The sequence below is a fragment of the Hymenobacter fastidiosus genome (genome assembly GCF_039539565.1).
Taxonomy (GTDB): domain Bacteria; phylum Bacteroidota; class Bacteroidia; order Cytophagales; family Hymenobacteraceae; genus Hymenobacter; species Hymenobacter fastidiosus.
In genome coordinates this window covers 67,111-87,207 of the sequence record NZ_BAABDJ010000015.1, presented here as the reverse complement: position 1 = coordinate 87,207, position 20,097 = coordinate 67,111, and the positions used below count along the sequence as shown (strand labels likewise).

19 protein-coding genes are annotated in these 20,097 nt (G+C 62.4%); 5 read left to right on the top strand and 14 right to left on the bottom strand.

The annotated features are described in order from the left end of the window. Positions 1-132: 132 nt before the first annotated feature. Entirely contained in the window at positions 133-651 is a 519-nt protein-coding gene (locus ABD833_RS09335; protein ID WP_345072543.1) for a hypothetical protein, read from the top strand. A gap of 27 nt (positions 652-678) precedes the next feature. After that, complete coding sequence (locus tag ABD833_RS09330; protein WP_345072541.1) at positions 679-1,245, top strand: transposase; 567 nt, start codon at positions 679-681, stop codon at positions 1,243-1,245. On the opposite strand, the gene ABD833_RS09325 is transcribed toward ABD833_RS09330, so the two are convergent. The 12 genes from ABD833_RS09325 to ABD833_RS09270 form a co-directional block, all read right to left on the bottom strand. Continuing rightward, complete coding sequence (locus tag ABD833_RS09325; RefSeq protein WP_345072540.1) at positions 1,183-1,761, bottom strand: hypothetical protein; 579 nt, start codon at positions 1,759-1,761, stop codon at positions 1,183-1,185. The genes ABD833_RS09330 and ABD833_RS09325 overlap by 63 nt on opposite strands. Before the next feature lie 30 nt (positions 1,762-1,791). Next, on the bottom strand, positions 1,792-2,562 hold the full coding sequence (locus ABD833_RS09320) for a hypothetical protein (protein WP_345072538.1): 771 nt from the start codon (positions 2,560-2,562) through the stop codon (positions 1,792-1,794). 257 nt (positions 2,563-2,819) lie between these two features. Then, positions 2,820-3,020 (bottom strand): type II toxin-antitoxin system HicB family antitoxin, encoded by a 201-nt coding sequence (locus ABD833_RS09315; RefSeq protein WP_345072536.1) that lies wholly within the window; start codon positions 3,018-3,020, stop codon positions 2,820-2,822. Between the two features lie 274 nt (positions 3,021-3,294). Beyond that, a complete protein-coding gene (locus ABD833_RS09310; RefSeq protein ID WP_345072535.1) occupies positions 3,295-3,423 on the bottom strand; it encodes a hypothetical protein in 129 nt (42 codons plus the stop codon). A 260-nt stretch (positions 3,424-3,683) separates the two neighbouring features. Next, positions 3,684-5,600 (bottom strand): acetate--CoA ligase, encoded by a 1,917-nt coding sequence (gene acs, locus ABD833_RS09305; protein WP_345072533.1) that lies wholly within the window; start codon positions 5,598-5,600, stop codon positions 3,684-3,686. A 217-nt stretch (positions 5,601-5,817) separates the two neighbouring features. Beyond that, positions 5,818-7,737 carry a propionyl-CoA synthetase gene (locus ABD833_RS09300; protein ID WP_345072532.1) on the bottom strand — a complete coding sequence of 640 codons (1,920 nt, stop codon included), beginning with the start codon at positions 7,735-7,737 and terminating at the stop codon, positions 5,818-5,820. Positions 7,738-7,787: 50 nt separating this feature from the next. Then, positions 7,788-8,165: a response regulator transcription factor gene (locus ABD833_RS09295; protein ID WP_345072531.1), complete on the bottom strand. Its 378-nt coding sequence runs from the start codon at positions 8,163-8,165 to the stop codon at positions 7,788-7,790. A gap of 112 nt (positions 8,166-8,277) precedes the next feature. After that, on the bottom strand, positions 8,278-11,040 hold the full coding sequence (locus tag ABD833_RS09290; RefSeq protein WP_345072530.1) for an ATP-binding protein: 2,763 nt from the start codon (positions 11,038-11,040) through the stop codon (positions 8,278-8,280). Positions 11,041-11,369: 329 nt separating this feature from the next. After that, positions 11,370-11,591, bottom strand: coding sequence for a hypothetical protein (locus ABD833_RS09285; RefSeq protein WP_345072529.1), 222 nt, complete (start codon positions 11,589-11,591; stop codon positions 11,370-11,372). A 122-nt stretch (positions 11,592-11,713) separates the two neighbouring features. After that, positions 11,714-13,222, bottom strand: coding sequence for an MFS transporter (locus tag ABD833_RS09280; protein WP_345072528.1), 1,509 nt, complete (start codon positions 13,220-13,222; stop codon positions 11,714-11,716). A gap of 146 nt (positions 13,223-13,368) precedes the next feature. Beyond that, on the bottom strand, positions 13,369-14,964 hold the full coding sequence (locus ABD833_RS09275; protein ID WP_345072526.1) for a hypothetical protein: 1,596 nt from the start codon (positions 14,962-14,964) through the stop codon (positions 13,369-13,371). Between the two features lie 139 nt (positions 14,965-15,103). Further along, positions 15,104-15,526 carry an IS1/IS1595 family N-terminal zinc-binding domain-containing protein gene (locus ABD833_RS09270; RefSeq protein ID WP_345072525.1) on the bottom strand — a complete coding sequence of 141 codons (423 nt, stop codon included), beginning with the start codon at positions 15,524-15,526 and terminating at the stop codon, positions 15,104-15,106. 268 nt (positions 15,527-15,794) lie between these two features. Here ABD833_RS09270 and ABD833_RS09265 point away from each other — a divergent pair, with 268 nt between their 5' ends. From ABD833_RS09265 to ABD833_RS09255, 3 genes are all read left to right on the top strand, one after another. After that, the gene (locus tag ABD833_RS09265; RefSeq protein ID WP_345072524.1) at positions 15,795-16,724 is read left to right on the top strand and encodes a flavin reductase family protein; all 930 of its coding nucleotides are present in this window, start codon (positions 15,795-15,797) and stop codon (positions 16,722-16,724) included. Between the two features lie 10 nt (positions 16,725-16,734). Next, complete coding sequence (locus ABD833_RS09260) at positions 16,735-17,253, top strand: hypothetical protein (RefSeq protein WP_345072523.1); 519 nt, start codon at positions 16,735-16,737, stop codon at positions 17,251-17,253. Positions 17,254-17,355: 102 nt separating this feature from the next. Next, positions 17,356-17,667, top strand: coding sequence for a hypothetical protein (locus tag ABD833_RS09255; RefSeq protein WP_345072522.1), 312 nt, complete (start codon positions 17,356-17,358; stop codon positions 17,665-17,667). A gap of 137 nt (positions 17,668-17,804) precedes the next feature. Here ABD833_RS09255 and ABD833_RS09250 read toward each other — a convergent pair whose 3' ends face one another. Then, the gene (locus ABD833_RS09250; RefSeq protein WP_345072521.1) at positions 17,805-18,752 is read right to left on the bottom strand and encodes a hypothetical protein; all 948 of its coding nucleotides are present in this window, start codon (positions 18,750-18,752) and stop codon (positions 17,805-17,807) included. A gap of 103 nt (positions 18,753-18,855) precedes the next feature. Further along, positions 18,856-20,085 (bottom strand): alanine dehydrogenase, encoded by a 1,230-nt coding sequence (locus ABD833_RS09245; protein ID WP_345072520.1) that lies wholly within the window; start codon positions 20,083-20,085, stop codon positions 18,856-18,858. Positions 20,086-20,097: the final 12 nt, after the last annotated feature.

The following is a 20,097-nucleotide window of genomic DNA, read 5'->3' as shown; positions in this document are numbered from 1 at the left end:
ATTTTTCAATTATTTGATAAGCAACTGTTTACGGGCAAATAGAACCCTCTGCTGCCTGTTTGAAGGGGTTGCCAGCTAAACCGGGGCGGGCCGACCTTTGTGGTTCCAACACCTAAAAGCCACTCCCGCCCCGTGAAGCAACGCCTCATCGCCAAAATTACGACCGTTTTACAGCACGTGCCCCTGGTGGGCCATCTGTCGCGGCAAAAGTTCGTCGCGCAATTCGTTATCGGCCTGATAAAGAGCCGCAACGTGCACTTCTGCGAAGTGGCCCAGCACCTGAACGATGCCGCCAAGCCCACCTCGAATGAAACCCGGATTCAGAACTTCTTCCGCGACGTGGAGCTCGACTACCTGGTGTTGGTTCAGCTGCTGGTCAGCTTGTTACCGGCCACCGGCAAGCTGCGCCTGTGTCTGGACCGCACCGAATGGGACTTCGGCCAGTGTCAGGTTAACATCCTGCTCGTCACCGTGGGCTGCGGCGCGTGGCACGTGCCGCTCTACTGGGAACTGCTCGACAATCGCAGCGGCAACTCCAACGCGGCCCAGCGCATTGCCGTGCTCGAGGCCTGCGTGGCCCTGCTGGGCCGCGAGCGGATTGGCCTGGTGCTGGGCGACCGCGAATTTGTGGGCCATGTCTGGCTGAAGTAGCTCAAAGACAGCGGCTTGAATTTTGTCATGCGCCTGCCCAAGCACCACCTGCTGACCGAGCAGAGCGGCCGCCGTCGCGCCATTGCGGACCTGGGGATGGCCGTGGGGCAGGTGCGCCGCTTGGCCCACGTGCAAGTCGATGGCGTCTGGGGGCAAGTCTGGGTCAAGGCCCTGGCTGAAGGGAAGTTTCTCTTTCTCTTTGGCACGGCCGGCCTGACTTCGCTGGGGCAGTTCTACGCCAAGCGCTGGACGATAGAGCAGTGCTTTCAGAACCTGAAAGGCCGGGGATTCAACCTGGAAAACAGCCACTTGCGCTCGCACGACAAGCTGCGCAAACTCGTCGCGCTGGTCAGCCTGGCCTATGTTTTTTGCCTGAGCGTGGGCCAGGCGGCGGACCGGCGTACGCCAGTGGCGCACAAAAACCACGGCTATCGGGCTACGAGCCTGAGCCGCCATGGCCTGAATATCGTGCGCCAACTCACCCGCCCCGCCACCGATGCCCGAACCAGGCTAGCCCGAATGGTCGAAGCCTTATTGGATTGGCTCATCAAGCAAGTTGCTCGCTATCAGATACCTGTAAAAATCATGGGGTAGAGTACCAGCCTTATATTGTGCCTCGCCAAATCTCCGCTTAATTTCCGCGAACTGGAAATTGTTTTGAATGTCGCCCACGGCCGTGAAAACGCGCAACACGCTGGTGCGGCGGTTGTATATAATCAGCAGGGGGTTGGTCGTTTGAGACGGGGCCCCCGAATCTTTGTAGCCCAAGTCGCGCCGAATCAGCTCCCACCCGTCGCCGGGCGTATCGACCCGCCCCTGGAAGCGGTCCATCACGGCGTTGCCCGGCTGAAGCCAGGGCAAGTCAAGGTAGGGCTGACTCACCCCGGGAAACGGACTATTGAGCGTGTACATGGTGCCCCCGTACACCAAAGGCTGGTAGTCGCCGTAGTACCAGTTGAAAGTATTGATTTTCCCGCTTGGGTCGGCCGCATTGGCCGGATCGGTACGAATGCCCACGGGCGGGCAGGGGTAGGTTTGCGCGAGCGCCCGCGCCGGGCCGGCCAGGGCTGCAGCGAGCAGCCCCACCCCGAAAAGGGTAGAAAAACGCATACAACCGAAAAAAAAGGTGGAAAATAACGGCTAGCGGACCCGCTTGCCGACGAAAACCCGGTCGATGATGGTGGGCGAAACCTCCGCCCGGTACTCAAGCCGGATGCTGTCGCGGGTGGTCAGGTAGCCCTTATTGATAGGGATACTTGAACAGCCACCACTAGTAGCCCTAACACCCCGCCAGGTAATACCAATATTACGATAGGGCACCCGGCACCCTTTCGGAATTCCGACTAGATAATCGAGCGGCTTGGGACTATCGGGAAATTGCCAATCCGGCCCGGAGTAAATCCGCACGCTGAACGTGTCGGCGGGCGCGTCCAGGTTGGCACCCTGAAATTTGCCGTAGATGGGGGCCCGCAAATCATCGTTGGGCACCAGGGTCAACGTTTTGGTGAGCGTGTCCACCCCGTCGTCTTTGGGAAAGCAGGCCAGGTTGGGCGGGCGCGTGGCGATGAGCCGCACGGGAATGGAGCCCAGCGTTTGGTCGTCGAAGCTCACGCCGATGCGGCGGCCCGTGCGCTCATCGACGGGGCCGATGAGCCACTGGTAGCTGGTGTAGGGCTTTTCGGGTCCCTCAAACGCCATCGGCTGGTCGTTGTAGGCCGTGTCGGGGGTGGGCGTGCCAAACGCCTCCGTGAAGGTCAGCGTGAGCGGGTTGGCCTTTTGCCCTTTGCAGGGGTCAGGCAAGGACTCTTTCTCTTGGTCGCGGCAGGCCGACAGGCTCAGGGCGGCGGCGGTCAGTAAGGCCACGAGCCGCGCTACCCGGAGGGTGGGGGCGGGTAGGTTGTTCGTCTTCATAGCGGTAGTGAAGAGGGCAGTGGAACAGTAGCTAATGTAGCTCTCCCCCCCATTTACGCAAACTGTTTTATTGTTTTTCTTAAAAAATATAGCACTTACGCAACATGGAGACTTGCGTATTTTAAGGGATGAAAAAACATAATCAGGCCAGCCTTCGCGCCCAAGCGTACGGGGCGAGCCCGACTGCCGCCTCAGGTATCAGCCCAGCCGCAGCAGGACTGCCAGCACCTGCCGGGCCTTGGCCGCAAGCCACTAACTCATGCCGCTACCGCGAACAGGGCCGTCAGCTCTGGTACAGCCTCGCCATGCTCCAGCCGCTCGGTAATGCCCCGCAAGACCAGGGCTAGCGCTTGGAGCAGCGCTACCTCGCGGGTGCTACCATAGGCCAGTACGCCTGGCAATTCCGGCACTTCGGCCAGCCAACGGTCATCAGCTTCCTGTCCCAGCTCAATATTCATGGTAGTGTTCTTTATAGGTAACTCAAGTTGCGGAGTATCGAACAGAAGCCCCGAAGGGGCGATATATCGGTAGTCACACCCAGTACAAGGCTGCCAAAGCCCCAGCGGGGCGGCACCAATCGTTGAACGAGGTGTCGCCCCGCTGGGGCTTTGGTACGACTCCCGGCCCGTTTCGCTACCGATATTTCGTCCCTCCGGGCTGCTGGTCCGTACTCCGCAACTTGGGTTATGTAAGGTTTGTAAGCCTGCCAGAAGCGTGGCGACGCCCGATGCTTCACCGGTGGAGCGTAGTGTGGCCCTCGCGCAAATCCCGCAAGGCTTCTTCGGCCAGCGCATCAAGCTGCCCGGCCGCTACGTCGGTGGCCAGCTGCTGGTCCCGGCTTCGGGTTTCTGCCGATGGCATTTTCATTACTATCAGCTCGTTGCCGGGGCCAGCCCGAAGGGCTCATCCAGGCGAGTCTGCTGCCCATCAAAGTGAGCGCAAAGCGTGATAGTCTGCATAATCGGGGGTGATTTTATTTCAAAAAACCCGGATGACAGCTGGGAGTTCCGCTGCCATCCGGATTAGTAAGGTAAGCAGAAGCAAGTCAGCCCACTTTTTGCCCTGAATAATCTACGCGCAGTCGCGCGGCTGTGCCGCGCGACTGCGCGTAAGCCCTTTGGCTACTTCTTCCCCTGGATAATTTCCTCCACCACGCCCGGGTCGAGCAGGGTGGTGATGTCGCCGAGGTTGCTGGTTTCGCCCTCGGCTACCTTGCGCAGAATCCGGCGCATGATTTTGCCGGAGCGCGTCTTGGGCAGCCCGGACACAATCTGAATCTTATCGGGCTTGGCGATTTTGCCGATTTCGGCCACGATGGTTTCAATAATGCTGGCCTCGACGTGGGGCTTGTCCGACTCGGAGTTGCAGGCGCCGTCGCGGCAGATGACGAAGGCATAGATGCCCTGGCCCTTCACGTCGTGCGGGTAGCCCACCACGGCGCTTTCCACCACGTTGGCATTCTGGTTGATGGCATTCTCGATTTCAGCCGTGCCGAAGCGGTGGCCACTCACGTTTATCACGTCATCGACGCGGCCGATGATGCGGTACAGGCCGTTTTCGTCGCGGCGGGCGCCGTCGCCGGTGAAGTAGTAGCCGGGATACGGGCCGAAGTAGGTCTGGCGGGCCCGCTCATGGTCGCCGTAGGTGGTCCGGATCATGCCGGGCCAGGGAAACTTAATGGCCAGGTAGCCTTCCTCGTCGTTGCCCTCGATTTCCTTCCCCTCCTGCGTCAGCAGCACGGGCTGCACGCCGGGCAGGGGCTGGCCCGCGTGGGTGGGCTTCAGGGGCGAGATACCCGCCAGCGCCGAAATCATGATGCCGCCGGTTTCGGTCTGCCACCAGGTGTCCACGATGGGGCAGCGCTCCTTGCCCACGTGCTGGTAGTACCAGTACCAGGCTTCCTCGTTGATGGGCTCGCCCACCGTACCCAGCACCCGCAGCGAGTCGAGCGAGTAGCTCAGCACGTTGTCGAGCGGGGTGGCCATCAGGCTGCGGATGGCCGTGGGCGCGGTGTAGAATACGTTCACGCCGTGCTTGTCAATGACTTCCCAGAAGCGGCCGGCATCCGGGTACGTGGGTATGCCCTCGAACAGAAGCGTGGTAGCGCCGCTGAGCAGCGGGCCGTAGAGCAGGTAGGAATGGCCCGTGACCCAGCCGATGTCGGCGGTGCACCAGTACACGTCGTTTTCCTGCACCTGAAACACGTTGCGGAAGGTGTAGTCGGCCCACACCATGTAGCCGGCGGTGGTGTGCACCACGCCCTTGGGCTTGCCGGTGCTGCCGCTGGTGTAGAGCACGAAGAGCGTGTCCTCGGCGTCCATCTCCTCGGCCGGGCACGACTTGCTGGCTTCCTTCACTTCTTCGTGGTACCACACGTCGCGGCCTTCCTGCATGTGCACGGGCCAGCCGATATGCTCCACCACAATCACGCGGCGCACCGAGGGGCAGTGTTCCAGGGCTTCATCCACCACGCGCTTCACCGGAATCTGCTTGGGGCCCCGGTTGAGGCCATCCGACGTGAGCACCACGGTGGCCTGGGCGTCGTTCACGCGGTCGGCAATGGCGGTGGCGGAGAAGCCGGCGAAGATAACCGAGTGCACCGCCCCGATGCGGGCGCAGGCCAGCACGGCAATGGCCAGCTGCGGAATCATGGGCAGGTAGAGGCACACCCGGTCGCCCTTCTCCACGCCGTTGTTGAGCAGTACGTTGGCAAACTGGCACACGTGCTGGTGCAGCTCGCGGTAGGTGTAGCGGATCTGGCGGGTTTTGGGGTCGTTGGGTTCCCAGATCAACGCCAGCTTGTTGCCGCGCTTGGCCAGGTGGCGGTCGAGGCAGTTTTCGGTGATGTTGAGCTTGGCCCCGCTGTACCACTCGTTGTGGCCGCCCACCAGGTCGGCTTTCAGCACCGTGTCCCACTTACGGCGCCAGGTGAAAGGCTCGGCCATCTCGGCCCAGAACTGCTCAGGATTCTCGACGCTGCGGCGGTAGGTTTCTTCGTACTCAGCGAAGGAATGGATGCGGGGATGTTCTGCGGGCATGGTGGTGGGTTGAGGGTTGAAAGTGTTTTTCTACAGTTTTTTTTAGAGCTACAAGCTCCCCTCCTTTTTTCAAGGAGGGGTGGCCGAAGGCCGGGGTGGTTGGCTAGAGTTAAAAAGTCAGGGTTGGAAGTTGTAGATCTGAAGATTCGTTCTGACGTTTCAACCACCCCTCCTCATCTGAGAAGGGGAACTAACCCTAACTTTATTAACTCTAGTCCTACTCCCGGCTGAAAGCCAGCCCTACGCCCCGCTCGTGCAGCCGTTCCCGGATTTCATCCAGAATCAGCGGGTCGTCAATGGTGGAAGGAACGGTGAACTCCTCCCCGTCGGCGAGGTGGCGCAGGGTTTTGCGTAGAATCTTGCCGGAGCGGGTTTTGGGCAGGCGCTTCACGATGAGGGCGTTGCGGAAGCTGGCCACGGCGCCAATCATATTCCGGATCAGGCTGACCAGCTCCTGCTCCAGCTGCTCCTCGCCAATCATCTGCCCGTCTTTGAGCACCACCAGCCCCACGGGACGCTGCCCGCGCAGGTCGCAGGCAATGCCCAGCACGGCGCATTCGGCCACGGCGGGGTGGGCCGCCAGCAGCTCTTCCATCTCGCCGGTGCTCAGGCGGTGGCCCGCCACGTTGATTACGTCGTCGACGCGGCCCATGATGAAGAAGTAGCCGTCGGCATCCTGGTAGCCGCCGTCGCCGCTGAGGTAGTAGCCGGGGAACGTATCAAGGTAGCCGCGCCGGAAGCGGGCGTCGTCCTGCCAGAGCGTGGGCAGGCAGCCCGGCGGCAAGGGGAGCTTCACGGCTACCAGGCCGGGGGTGCCGACGGGCACGGGCTGCCCGGCTTCGTCCAGGATCTGCACGTCGTAGCCGGGCACGGGGTGGCCGGCGCTGCCGGCGCGGGGCGGGCTCATTTCGTCAAGGCCAATCAGCGTGGCCAGCATGGGCCAGCCCGACTCGGTCTGCCACCAGTGGTCGATAACCGGTACGCCCAGACTACTCGCGGCCCAGTCGTAGGTGGCGGAGTCGCACCGCTCGCCGGCCAGGAACAGGTAGCGCAGACGGCTCAGGTCGTAGTCGCGGACCAGCCGGCCTTCGGGGTCTTCCTTCCTGATGGCCCGGATAGCCGTGGGGGCCGTGAAGATAACGCTGACCCCGTACTCGGCCGCCACCCGCCAGAAGGTGCCGGCATCGGGGGTTCGCACGGGCTTGCCCTCAAACAGGACCGTGGTGCAGCCCGTGATGAGGGGGGCATACACAATATAGCTGTGTCCCACGGCCCAGCCGATATCGGAAGCGGCGAAAATGACTTCGCCCGGCTCCAGCCCGTAGACGGCCGCCAGACTGTAGCGCATAGCTACGGCGTGGCCGCCATTGTCGCGGATGACGCCCTTGGGCTTGCCGGTGGTGCCGCTGGTGTAGAGAATATACAGCGGATCGGTGGCCCGGACGGGTACGCACTCCGCCGCGGGGGCCTTCAGCAGCTCCTCGTAGTCTACGTCGCGGCCCGGCTGCAGGGCGGCCGGCGCAAAGGGACGCTGGAAAATGACGGTATGCGCGGGCTTGTAGTCGGCCTGCGCAATGGCGGCATCCAGCAGCGGCTTGTAGGCCACCACCTTATCGGACTCCAGGCCGCCCGAGGCGGCGATGATAACGTGGGGCCGGGCATCGTCGATGCGCACGGCCAGCTCGTGGGGCGCAAAGCCGCCGAAGACGACGGAATGCACGGCCCCGAGTCGGGCGCAGGCCAGCATGGCCACCACGGCTTCGGGCACGTTGGGCATGTAGATAATTACCCGGTCGCCGGGCAACACGCCCAGGTCGCGCAGGCCGCCGGCGAAGCGGGCCGTCAGGTCGAGCAGCTCGGCGTAGGAGTAGCAGGCCTTGGTGTTGGTAACCGGGGAATCGTAGATCAGCGCCGCCTGGGCCGCGCGGCCGTTTTCCACGTGGTAGTCGAGGGCCAGGTAGCAGGTGTTGAGCTTGCCGCCCCGAAACCAGCGGTCGAAGCCGTTGTCGTCCTGGCTCAGGGTTTCCTGCGGCTCCCGGAACCAAGGCAGCTGCCGGGCCTGAGCGGCCCAGAAAGCGGCGGGGTCGGCAAGGCTGGCGGCGTGGGACTCAGCGTAGGTACGGGCGGGAGTAGCCATGGCGGGAACAGGTAGCAGGGTGGAAAAACGGCGGGTGGAAAAGCGGCCGGCTAAGCCGGCGGGGCCAGCAGCGCCTTCACTTTTTCCATGAGCAGGCGGGTGCTGAAGGGCTTGGGAATGTAGAGGTCGGCCCCCACCTCGTAGCCCCGGTCGATGTCGGCCTCTTTGCTCTTGGCGCTGAGGAAAATCACCTTAGTAGCCTGGTGAGCCGGGCTTTGCTTCACGTGCTGGCACACCTGGTAGCCGTCCACGTCGGGCATCATGATGTCGAGCAGAATCACGTCGAAGGGCGTGCGGTCCACGGCGTCGAGGGCCTCGGTGCCGTTGCGGGCAATGCTGACCCGATAGCCACTCTTGCGCATCAGAAATTCGAGCGACATGACGATGTTGGGCTCATCATCGACAATGAGAATGTGGGGCTGTTTCATGGCTCAGGGTAGTTGGGGTGGTTCTGACGTCGGTTCCCGCGGAGGACCGCGGAGGCATGCGCAGAGGTCCGCAGAGTCGTTCGGGCAATTCTTAATTACTAATTCTCAATTACTAATTAAAAATTGGCAGTTCGAAGGAGAAAACGGCGCCCTGCTCGGGCTGGCTTTCCACCCAGATGCGGCCGGCGTGCAGCTCCACGATTTTCCTGGTGATGGCCAGCCCCAGCCCCGAACCCTCGGGCTTGCGGGTGGTCTGGTTTTTGGCCTGGAAAAACTTGTCGAAGATCAGCTGGTGGTAGGCCGGGTCGATGCCCTTGCCATTGTCCTGAATGCTGATCCGGATGGTGTTGGCCGTTGCCCCGGCCGCGGCCCCCACGCCGATGCGGCCGGCCCCGTCGGAGCGGCAGGACTTGATGGCGTTGGAGAGCAGGTTCACCAGCACCTGCATCAGCCGGTCCCGGTCGCCGGGCAGCGGCGGCAGGCCGGGCGGCACCACCACGTCGAGCTGAATGTGCTTGTCGCGCAGCAGCTGCCCCACTGATTCGATGGCGTCGTTCAGGATTTCGGCTACGTCGAGCAGCTCGGTGTCCAGCGTGGCCTGCCCCGACTCGTACTTTTCCAGGTCCAGCACCAGCGCAATCAGCCGGCTCAGCCGCTCCGATTCCTTGATGATGGTGCCCAGAAAGCGGTGGCGCTCCTCCTCGTCCATATCGGGGTTGTCGGCCAGGATTTCCGACAGGGCCCGGATGCTGGTGAGCGGGGTGCGCAGCTCGTGGGTCACGGTGTAGAGAAACTCGTCCTTGCGCTGGTCCAGCTCCTGCAGCTGGTCGTAGGCGCCCTGGAGCTGGTCGGTGAGGCGCTGGAGCTGGCGCGACTGTTTCTGCAGCTGGCGGTTGGCCTCCAGCACCTGCTGCGACTCGCGCAGAATGCCCACCACGTTGTCGAAGCTGATGTCCTCCACCCCTACCGCCGAAGCCAGCAGCAGCCGGGCCGAAGCGGGGCCGATGCTGCCGGCCAGCAGCTTCTCGGCGTAGGCCAGCAGGCGTGGGTCGGCCGCGGGCGGGGCCACGTCCTGGTCGGGGTGGGCTTCGGGGAAGCGGTTGGCAAAAGCGTTCAGGGCCTGGCTGGCGCGTTTTTTTCCCAGAAAGCCGACGAGCAGGGCCCGCACGTCGGGCAGCGGGGCGGCACCCTGCCAGCCGGCGGGGCCTTCGAACACGGTCCGGTAGCGGAATACGTCCACGAACACGTCGGCCTGGCGCTGCTCCAGGGCCGAGGGGCGGCGGGCCAGCGAAATACCCACGTAGAGGCCCACGTTGAAAAACCAGCTCCAGAACAGGCCGTGCGACAGGTAGTCGAGTCCTTCGAGGCCAAACAGGGCGAAGGGCCGCAGCCCGCTGAGGCCGAACAGGCCCTGCGTCAGCACTGAGTCGGGCAGCACGGGGCCCACCATCGTGGGCAGCACCAGGGTAAAAAACCAGATGATAAAGCCGGCCAGGATGCCCGCCGTGGCCCCCTGCCGGGTGCCGCCCTTCCAGTACAATCCGCCTAGCACCACCGGCACAAACTGCGCCACCGCCGCAAACGACACCAGCCCGATGTTGACCAGCGGCAGCAGATGGCCCACGGCGGCGTAGTAGCCGTAGGCCAGCAGCAGCACCAGCACCACGGCCAGCCGACGGCTTTGCAGGGCCATCTGCCCGAGGTAGGCAAACCAGCGCGGCCCCTCCGCCCGGGCCGCCGGAATCCGGACCAGCAGCGGCATGAGCAGGTGGTTGCTCATCATCACGCTCAGGGCAATGGTTTCGACGATAATCATGGACGAGGCCGCCGACAGCCCGCCCAGGTAAATCAGCAGGGCCAGCCAGGGCTGCCCGGCCTGCAGCGGCAGGGCCAGCACGAACGTATCGGCGTCGAGCCGGCCGCCGCCGTCGAGCAGGCGGCCCCCGAACGCCAGCGGCAGCACGAACAGGTTGATGACGATGAGGTAGAGCGGAAACAGCCACATGGCCTTGCGCAGGTGGTCCTCATTCACGTTTTCCACCACCGACACCTGAAACTGCCGGGGCAGCAGCAGAATGGCGGCCATGCTCAGCAGCAGCAGCGTGAGCCACTGCCCCGCGCCGGTGCCGGTGCCGTGCAGCGTGAACAGGCGCTGCAGCTCGGGCACGGCCGAGGCCTTGGCAAATACGTCGGCAAAGCCGTCGAACAGGTAGTAGGTCACGAACAGGCCGGCAGCCAGAAACGCCACCAGCTTCACCAGACTTTCCAGGGCCACGGCCAGCACCATGCCTTCGTGGCGCTCGGTGGCTTCGATGGAGCGCACCCCGAAGATGATGGTGAAAAACGCCAGCGCCACGGTGGTATACAGCGCCGACCCCGCCGCCGCCGCCGCCGCCCCGCCCCCGGCCGCGTCAGCCAGCGTGGCCGTTTCCCGGGTGAGAATATCGAAGGAAGCGGCAATGGCCTTGATCTGCAGCGAGATGTAGGGAATAATTCCCAGCACGCTCACTACCGTCACCAAAGCCCCCAGCGACGCGCTTTTACCATAGCGGGCCGAGATGAAGTCGGCAATGGAGGTGAGGCGCTGCAAACGGCAGATGCGGATGATTTTGCGCAGCACCAGCCACCAGGCCGGCGCCAGCAGCGTGGGGCCCAGGTAGATGACCACGAACTCCAGCCCGAAGTGCGCCGCCCGCCCCACCGAGCCATAATACGTCCAGGCGGTGCAGTACACGGCCATGCTCAGGGCATACACGTAGGGGTTGCTCACCAGGCTCCGCCGCGCCGAGCCCGCCCGCCGCTCCGCCGCATACGCCACCCCGAACAGCAGCGCGAGGTAGCCCAGGGAAAAGCCGATGACGAGCAGTTTGGACATGCTTTTTAATTAGCAATGAGCAATTAAGTAGGCCGAAGGAATTAGTTTGACTTATCAGCACGTCATGCTTCATCTGGCGTCCGCCTGTCGAAGCATCTCTACGCTTCGCTGAACGGACCTGATGAAGCGGTAGAGATGCTTCGACTTCGCGGACGCCAGATGAGCATGACGTTTTTTTTATTGCCAAGTAATTTTTACGACCTACTTACCAATGAGCAATGAGCAATTCCGTTCAGGAAGAGTCAGAAGTTAGTGTATAGAATTCAGTAGATAGTTGGCCGTTACTACCCGGAAGCAAGCGGGGCCGGGGCGTCAGGAATTGCTCATTGTTAATTATTAATTACCCTAACCAGCCAGCCCGTGAGCAGCACCAGCAGCAGCCAGATCAGCAGCACGTAGAGGTAGAGCGTGGGAATGCCCAGCACCAGCCCGCCGTGGTCGAAGGCCGACAGCAGGGGGAAGTTGAGCAGCAGGGCAAACAGCAGACTCACGAAAAGCAGCTGCTGCCCACGGCGTTGCTCGGCGGGCTCATTGGGGACGCGTGGCAGCATAAACGGGAAGCCGATTGGCGGGGGAAGATAACGGGATTTGCCCGCCCCCGGCGGCCGGGCGCAACAAAGTCCGCCGAACCACCGGCCCGACGGACTTTTCACCAGATCAGGGTGTTAGCCGGCTAGCTTTCCATCAGCTTCACGTTGCGCACGTCGCGCACGTAAATCATGCCGATGATGAAGCAGAGCAACGCCACCGTGATGGGGTAAATCAGGCCGATGAGGCTGCTATGGTCCCTGGCGAAGGTGCCCTCGGGCTGGGCTGCGGCCCACACCCCGATGGACGTGGCCACCAGCGGCACGAAGCCCCCGAAGATGCCGTTGCCGATATGGTAGGGCACCGACAGGGACGTATAGCGCACCTTAGTCGGGAACAGCTCCACGAGGTAAGCCGCAATCGGGCCGTAGACCATCGTCACGAACACAACCATGCAGAACACCAGGGCAATCATGGCCGTCACGTTGGGGGCCAGGGCCTTCATCACGGCGGGCACGGCCTTGCCGGCGGCGTCCACGGCGGCGGGCGTTATCTCGGTCAGCGGCCCGGCGAAGGCCTTGATGCCGTAGAAGATGGGCGCCGTAAACAACGCCCCGCAAATCATGCCGGTCATGATGATGCGCTTGCGCCCGATGCGGTCCGACAGGGAGCCGAAGTACACGAACAGCGGCGTGGCCAGCAGCATGGCCACCACCATGATGGTGCTCGAATCGACGATATCGAGCTTGAGGGTGGCATTCATGAAGGTGAACACCTGAAACTGGCTGGTGTAGAAAATCACGCCCTGCCCCATCGTGGCCCCGAACAGCGCGATGAGCACCAGGCGGCGGTTCACGGGGTTCACGAAGGAGTCGCGCAGGGGGCTTTTGCTGGTGGTGCCGGAGGCTTTGGCCTTGGCAAACAGCGGCGACTCGTGCAGCTTGCGGCGGATGTAGTAGGAGGCAATGACCAGGAAGCCCGAGAGCAGGAACGGAATGCGCCAGCCCCACTCCTTGAAGGCGTCTTCGCCCATCAGCTTGCGGGTAATCAGAATCACCGAGATGCTCAGGATCAGACCACCGGTGGCCGTGGTCTGGATGAAGCTGGTGAAGTAGCCGCGCTGCTTGTCGGGGGCGTACTCAGCCACGTAGGTAGCCGCGCCGCCGTACTCGCCGCCCAGGGCCAGGCCCTGCAGCAGGCGCAGCACCACCACAATAAGCGGGGCCGCAATGCCGATGCTGTCGTAGCTCGGAATCAGGCCCGTGACGAAGGTGGCCCCGCCCATAATCAGCAGCGTGACCAGGAAGGTGTACTTGCGCCCGATCATGTCGCCGATGCGGCCGAAGAACACGGCCCCGAACGGCCGCACCACGAAACCTGCCCCGAAAATGGCCAGCGCCCCGAGCAGGGATTTGGTCAAATCGCCCTGCTGCCCGAACAGCACCGGCCCGATGATGGCGGCCAGGGAGCCGAAGATGTAGAAGTCGTACCATTCGATAACGGTACCCACGGAGGAGGCGGTGATGACCTGCCAGATCGTCTTGGACGACACGGCGTTGTTGTCGTGCCCAATGGCGTCGTCGGACAGGCCGCCGGCCAGGGACGCGGTGCCCGCATAGGCCACCGCGTCGCGCTGAGGAAGGTTCTGATTCATGATGATTGGTGGGAAGTAGTGAGATGATGCGTGGTGAGTCAGCGACCTGGTGACTTGGTGGGTTTGCTGTTTTGATTGCACCAAATGCGCCACCTGCACAGATCGAACATCAAACTCACAACCTCACCATTTCACCGTTTCACCACCTACAGGAATACCTGCGTCTGCAGCGTGATTTCGGGGCGGTACCGCACGCTGCTCACCCGGGCCGGGCCGTCGGGCGTGGCGGTCTGGTTGGTGAAATCGGGGCGGGCGCGGTAGTTGAGCGTGAACTTGGCGTTGTGGCCATCGAGGTAGAAGTTGGCCCCGGCGTCGAAGATGTTCACGTTCCGGATGCTGCCATCGGGCTTGCGCAGGCCTTCGTAGCCCGCCAGCAGACAGGAGGCGTAGGGCTGCAGGCGCACCTTGGGGCCGAGGGTATTTTTGGGCAGCAGGTAGCCCGTTTCCACGAACCCGATGTTGCCGGTGCCGGAGTGCGGCACGGCATTGCCGCGCATAGCATTGGTGCCGTAACCAGGATTGGAGGCCCCGATGTAGCGCACGTGGTTGGGCCCGAAGTTGTAGTTGTAGTACACGCCATACACGGTGAAGGCCGTGCCGGCTTCCTTGTTGATGGGCGTATCGAAAAATACGTCGGCCGAGAGCAGCACGATGTCGTCTTTCCGGGTGTCGATGGCCGCAATCTGCGCCGGGGTGAAGCCCGTGCCGTTCACCTGCACCACGCTGCTCGTGGGCCGCGACGCCATGCCGTCCTGGTTGTAGAAAACTCCGGCCCCGATGTTGAACACGCGCTTGGTGCCCAGGTAGGTGCCCACGTTGAAGGGCAGCAGGTTGGATTCCTGGTCCAGGAACTCGTAGCTCGCGTAGCCCTGCCAGATATGGTTGGTGCCCTGCGGGTTGTACTGCGCCCGGTTCGAGCCGACGCTCGTGGCTATTTGACTGCTGCCCGTGCCGGTAGTGGCGGTAGTGCCCAGCCCCAGCGCGTTGCTGAGCGGCCCCGTCTGGTTGGTCAGAAACGACTCATTCACGCTCACGGCATAGTCCAGCTTGCCCACGCGGCCCTTGGCGTAGGCCCCGATGCCGCGGGCAAACTGGTCGATGGCCTCAATAACGGGCCAGTTGGTCAGCGGCGCGTCCAGGGTCAGGAAGTTGAGCGTGCTGGAGCGCGTCATGCGCGAGAGGCCGTTCTGGTAGTGCATCCCGGCGCCCACGCTCACGTACTGGTTGAGCTTGTACTCCACCACGGCTTCATGCACGAAGAGCTGCGGCTTTTTGCCGTCGGTAGCCGGCGCGGCGCCCCCACTCACGGCCGTCTGGTTGTTGATACCGATGTGGGTGTAAATCAGAAAGCGCGGGTTGAGCTGCGACAGAATGATGAGGCGGGAGCGCCGGATGGCGAAGTCCACCTGGTCGTCCTGGAGCTTGCCGGGGGCCCGCTCGGTGCCGGTATTATTCTTGGTGTAGCGCGTCCAGATCTGGTGCCACGTAATGAAGCGCATGTACTTGGAGCCATCGGGCGAGAGGTTCACCTTCATGCCCGCCCCGTAGGGCACCGACTCGGTGGGCGCGGGCGGCGGCGCTACCGGCGGCCCCGACTGCGCCAGCGGCGCGGGCTGGCCGGGCGGCAGCAGCGGCGCGGGCGGCGGCGCAGGCTGGCCGGGCGGCGGGGGCTGCACCTGCGCCGAAGCGCCAGCCGCCGCGAGCAGCGCACTCAGGATCAGGGCGTAACGAATTTTTCGCATGGGGTTGGTGGGTTGGATGCGTGAGCAGAGCGACTTGCCCAAAGCCGGCGACCCAAGCCGCCCGCCTTCGACCCAATCAAATAGCAAAACCTGCCGCATGAAGTCACCTGCATGCTATAGTTTCGCTAAGCGCTATAGCTCAACTCCCCTTAAACCGCTCCCACCGAATCATCATGTACTTATCGCCCAGCTCCGTAACCACCAGCCCCGCCCCTTTGAGATTCTCCGGCTTCTGAAAAAACTCGGCCAGCTCTTTCTGATTAAGGATTTTGTAGGTCGGATGATAGTCGGTCTGGCGCGGGGCCTTCATGCCGTACTTCTTCACCCAGTTCATCACGCTCACGTGGCTTACGCCCAGCAGCCGCTCAATCTCGCGGTAGCTCACGCCCTCTACGTACAGTTGCAGCGCCTTGATAACGTAGTAGGTGTTGACCTCGCGCCCGACCTTCGCCACCGAGAAGTGATAGCCGCAGGTTTTACACTTAAACCGCTGCCGGCCGCCTACTACCCCACTTTTAGTGGCTTCTTTGGATTCACATTTGGGGCAGGCGGACTGGGACATCTTAGGGTGAGTAAGGACTTACGGGCGGGTTTCTATAGCTATTTAGTAAAGATATAGTAGATTAGCTAAATACGGGTTAAGAATTCCTTAACAACCTTTTCAGGTAGCTTGCACGGGGTGTCCCGCGGTGGCAGGCGCAGGGTTTCGCAGGGTCGTGCAACGGATCACTGCGATACCCTGCGGTTTTACCCTGCGAACCACTGCGGGAAAAAAACGCCCGATTTATTGCCCCCGAAGCCCGAACTTCGCCCGAAAGCCCTGCTACTTTATGCCCGCCTCCTTCCGCACCATCGACCCTGCCCACCTCAAGCCCAGCGAGCTGCACCCGTTCCTGGTGGGCGCCATTGCCCCGCGCCCCGTAGCCTTCGCCAGCACCATTTCGGCCGACGGCAGCGTGAACCTGAGCCCCTACAGCTTCTTCAACTGCTTCGGCTCCAACCCGCCGATTCTGGTGTTTTCGCCCGCCAACCGGGTGCGCGACAACTCCCAGAAGCACACCCTGCAAAACGTACGCGAAGTGCCCGAAGTCGTCATCCACATCTGCGACTACGCCATGGTCGAGCAGATGTCGCTGGCCAGCACCGAGTATGAAAAAGGCGTGAATGAATTCGTGAAGGCCGGTTTCACTGAAATGCCCAGCCAGAAAGTGAAGCCGCCGCGGGTGGCTGAAGCCCCGGCCGCCTTCGAGTGCGTGGTGGAGCAGGTCATTGAGCTGGGCCAGAACAACGGCGCCGGCAACCTGATCATTTGCCGGGTCGTTATGGCCCACTTCCGCGAGGATATCGTGCTGCCCTCCGGCCTCGGCATCGACCCCTTTAAGCTCGACGCCATTGCCCGCCTCGGCGGCGACTGGTACTGCCGGGCCTCGGGCAGCAGCCTGTTTGAAGTGCCCAAGCCCAACCGCAACCTGGGTATCGGCATCGACCAGCTCCCCGAGCACATCCGCAACTCCGACCTGCTGACGGGCAACAACCTCGGCCGCCTGGGCAACCTGGAAGCCTCGGCCCTGCCCACTACCGCCGAAACCGAAGCCTTCCGCCAAGAGCCGTTGGTAGCCTACACGCTCAACAAGTACCGGGACAATGCGCCGGAGCAAAGGAAGCACATGACGCTGCTGGGTCAGCAGTTTCTGCTGGAAGGCCGGCTGCCGGAAGCCTGGAAAACGCTGCTGCTGGCTGAAAGCGAGAACCTCAGCTAATCGATGGGAAATGACTCGCCTCCATTACCGTTTAAACAAGCTCACCCTGCGCCAACTGAGCTTCCCGCCCAGAGTTTTGGGCGGCCTGTCTTTTTTCCTGGTGGGGTGTGGCATGAGTGCCTGCACATTACTTATCAAGAAGGCGGAGCTATACCGGCTTTTCCTCAACACCGGGGTACCGGCTACGGCCACCCATTTCGTGGGGAAGGGAATTGACCATCCGCTGGCCGACTTTATGAGCTGGGGCTACTTCACCTACGGGCTGGACCGGGCTGCTTGGGAGACGCTGCTCCAGCACAAGCAATTTATCAGGCAGTCGGAGTGGAACCGGGCCTTTACCCGCACCCCTTTCCCCGTACTGGATGCCTGGCATTTGAAGTATTATAGTGAGCTGGTTCGCCACCCAATCACGATTACCGAGAAGAATAATGTGGCGTACACGGCCACCTTCTTTCCCTATATTCATACCCTGGTTTATGATTCCTCAGCACACCAGGTTCAGCATTTCGTGGCCGGAATGCGGGATTAACGGCTGTTTTCCAGCCTAATTACCGGGCCCATGCGCTTATCCGCTCTGCTTTGTTTGCTGCTGTTGGGCAGTTGTTCCCAAACAGGCCATAAAACGCCTACAATGGCTCCCTGCAACCGGCCGGCAGTGTCGCCCGAATGGCATCGTCGCAACCTGCTGCACTGTTTGTGCCGAAGCCTGGGCCCGGCCTGGGTATCGGCTTTTGCGGCCGGGCACGGCAAGCTGGTGATGTACGTGGCAGTAGACCACAACAACCGCTTCTGCGCCATCGAGCACTTCTACAGCTCCGCGGATTCGGCCCGGCTGGCCGAATCCGGCTTTCTATCCCTATCGAAGCCAGTCTGGCTGCGCCAGGCATTTGCTGGCCCACCCCGCAGGGCGCAATCCAGAACACCTACGACACGCTGCACCTAGGCAGCCGCAGCCAGTTGGTCCGGCACTTTACGATTCCGCTGTTCTGTACTTCAAAAAAACCGTGCGACTGTAGCCAGTAGAATCGTGATTTGGCAGAATGCGTGGAATGGGCTGATGCTGGCGGCCGCAGTGGCTGGTTAGCGCACGATGGTGTAAGGCACCCGTACGCGGAAGGTGGTATCCTCGCCCCGCACCCGCGCTCTGATGGCCCCGTCCCAGTGCGCTTGCACCCTGCTACGGCCTGGCGGCAGCTCACTTGGCACTCGGAAGCGCACCTGCCCCCGGCCGTCGGAATCTACCAGGATGCTGTCCCCGTTAGCGGTCATGCGCAGGCTCCGATCAAGGCGGTAGCCTTGCACCAGCAGCAAGTCGGCGGCGTAGATGCCGCCGGCCCGCACGGTGTCGGATTTGGGTACTGCCTGGGCTCCGAAGCGGAAGAAGATAAGGTCGATGGACCCAATTTTCTGCGTTTGCACGGTGAGCGCGGCCAAGGCCAAGCGCAGTACTTCCGCTTCCTGCTGGGCCAGTACTGCCAGCACTTCCGCGGCCGGAGTGTCCTGGAAATAGAACTGACGATACCCGGCCGGGGTAGACGGCAGTATGGGGTCGGACATACCTCCCGGCAGCTGCCACAGCGTCACCTCCACGCCCGGGGCCAGCGGCTGCATGAAGGTAGTGAAGCTGCGCAACTCCTCGTAGAGGCTGTCGGCGTACAGTGCGGTGCCAGGGGTCAGCAGCGCGGCCGTCACGGCCGGACGGCTGTTCAGGTCGTACGGGGCATATTCGCCGCCCAGGCTTTCCAGCATCGCTGCCCGCATCCGGCGCAGGCGCTCCGACAAGGCTTTGGTACGCCGCAGAATTTCCCGACCCTCGTCCAGCACCGCCACGTCACGGGCCGGCTGGTGATTTCGCGCTACGCTCCACTTCAAGCCCTGCACCATTCTTTCAGCCTCCTGCAGCGCCCGGTCGTTGCTGTGCTGCTGGGTATCGGCCAGCAGCTTGAGGCGCAGCAGGCGCGGATCGGGGCCGGAGTGGCAGCCAACCAAACTACCAAGCAGAAGCAGGCAACCGAGGGTAATTCGCATAGCCACCAAACGATAGAAGCCCGCACGACAGTGCAGGCTCCTAAACTTACCCAATCGTCCCCAAAATCCGCCCAATCCGAAAAATCCGGCCGAATCCGTGGTCCTAGTTCCGCACGGCAATCATCAGACTCAGCTCCTTATACCGCATGTTGAATTTCTTGGCAATGGCGGCATTGGTGAGCGAGCCTTTGTAGATATACACGCCGGCGCGGAAATGCTCGTTGGTAAACAGCACCTCGTTGATGCCGCCGTGCTGGCTGATTTCCTGCAGCATGGGCGTGAAGATATTGCTCAGCGCGTTGGTAGCGGTGCGCGGCACGCGGGAGGCAATGTTGGGCACGCAGTAGTGCACCACGTCGTACTTGCGGAACACGGGCTTGCTGTGGCTGGTCATCTCCGAGGTTTCAAAGCAGCCGCCCTGGTCGATGCTCACGTCGATGATAACCGAGCCCGGGGCCATGCTGGCCACCACGCTTTCGGGCACCATGAACGGAATGCGGCCGTCCTCGGCATTGAGCGCCCCAATCACCACGTCGGCGCGGCGGATCTGCTGGTTGAGCACCACCGTATCGAGCGTGCTGGTGTAGAGCATCATGGTGCCCAGGTTGTGCTTGAGGCGGCGCAGCTTGTAGAGGTGGTTGTCGAACACCTTCACCTCGGCCCCCAGCCCGGTAGCGGCGCGGGCGGCGTACTCGGCCACGGTGCCGGCCCCCAGAATTACGACCTGCGAGGGCGGCACGCCGGTGATACCGCCCAGAATAATGCCCTTGCCCTCGTTGGAGCGGGCCAGGTATTCGGCCGCAATGAGCATCACGGTAGAGCCCGCAATTTCACTCATGGCCCGCACCACCGGCCGCGCCCCCGAGGGGTCCCGGATCAGCTCGAAGCTGATGGCATTCACCTTTTTACGCGTCAGGGCCGAGATAAAGTCGGAGGTGAGGGAGCCGAACTGCAGCGCCGAAATCAGGGTCTGATTCGAGCGCATGAACTCGATTTCGGCCTGGGTGGGCGGGGCTACCTTCAGCACGATGTCGGCTTCGTAGACCTCCTTCTGGGAGTAGGCAATGGTGGCCCCGGCTTCCGAATAGTCGTGGTCGGAGTACTTGCTGGGCTCCCCGGCCCCGCTTTCCATCACCACCTCGTGGCCTTCCTGTACCAGGTGCTTCACGGCTTCGGGCGTGAGGCAGATCCGGTTTTCCTGGAGCGAGGTTTCCCGCGGCAGCCCGATGAACAGCTTGCGCTTACGCGTTTCCACGGCCAGCATGGATTCCTGGGTGAAGTAGGCGCGGCTGGTAGCCAGCGACTCAAATCCGGGGGGTACGGCTTCGGGCATTTTGTTTAATTA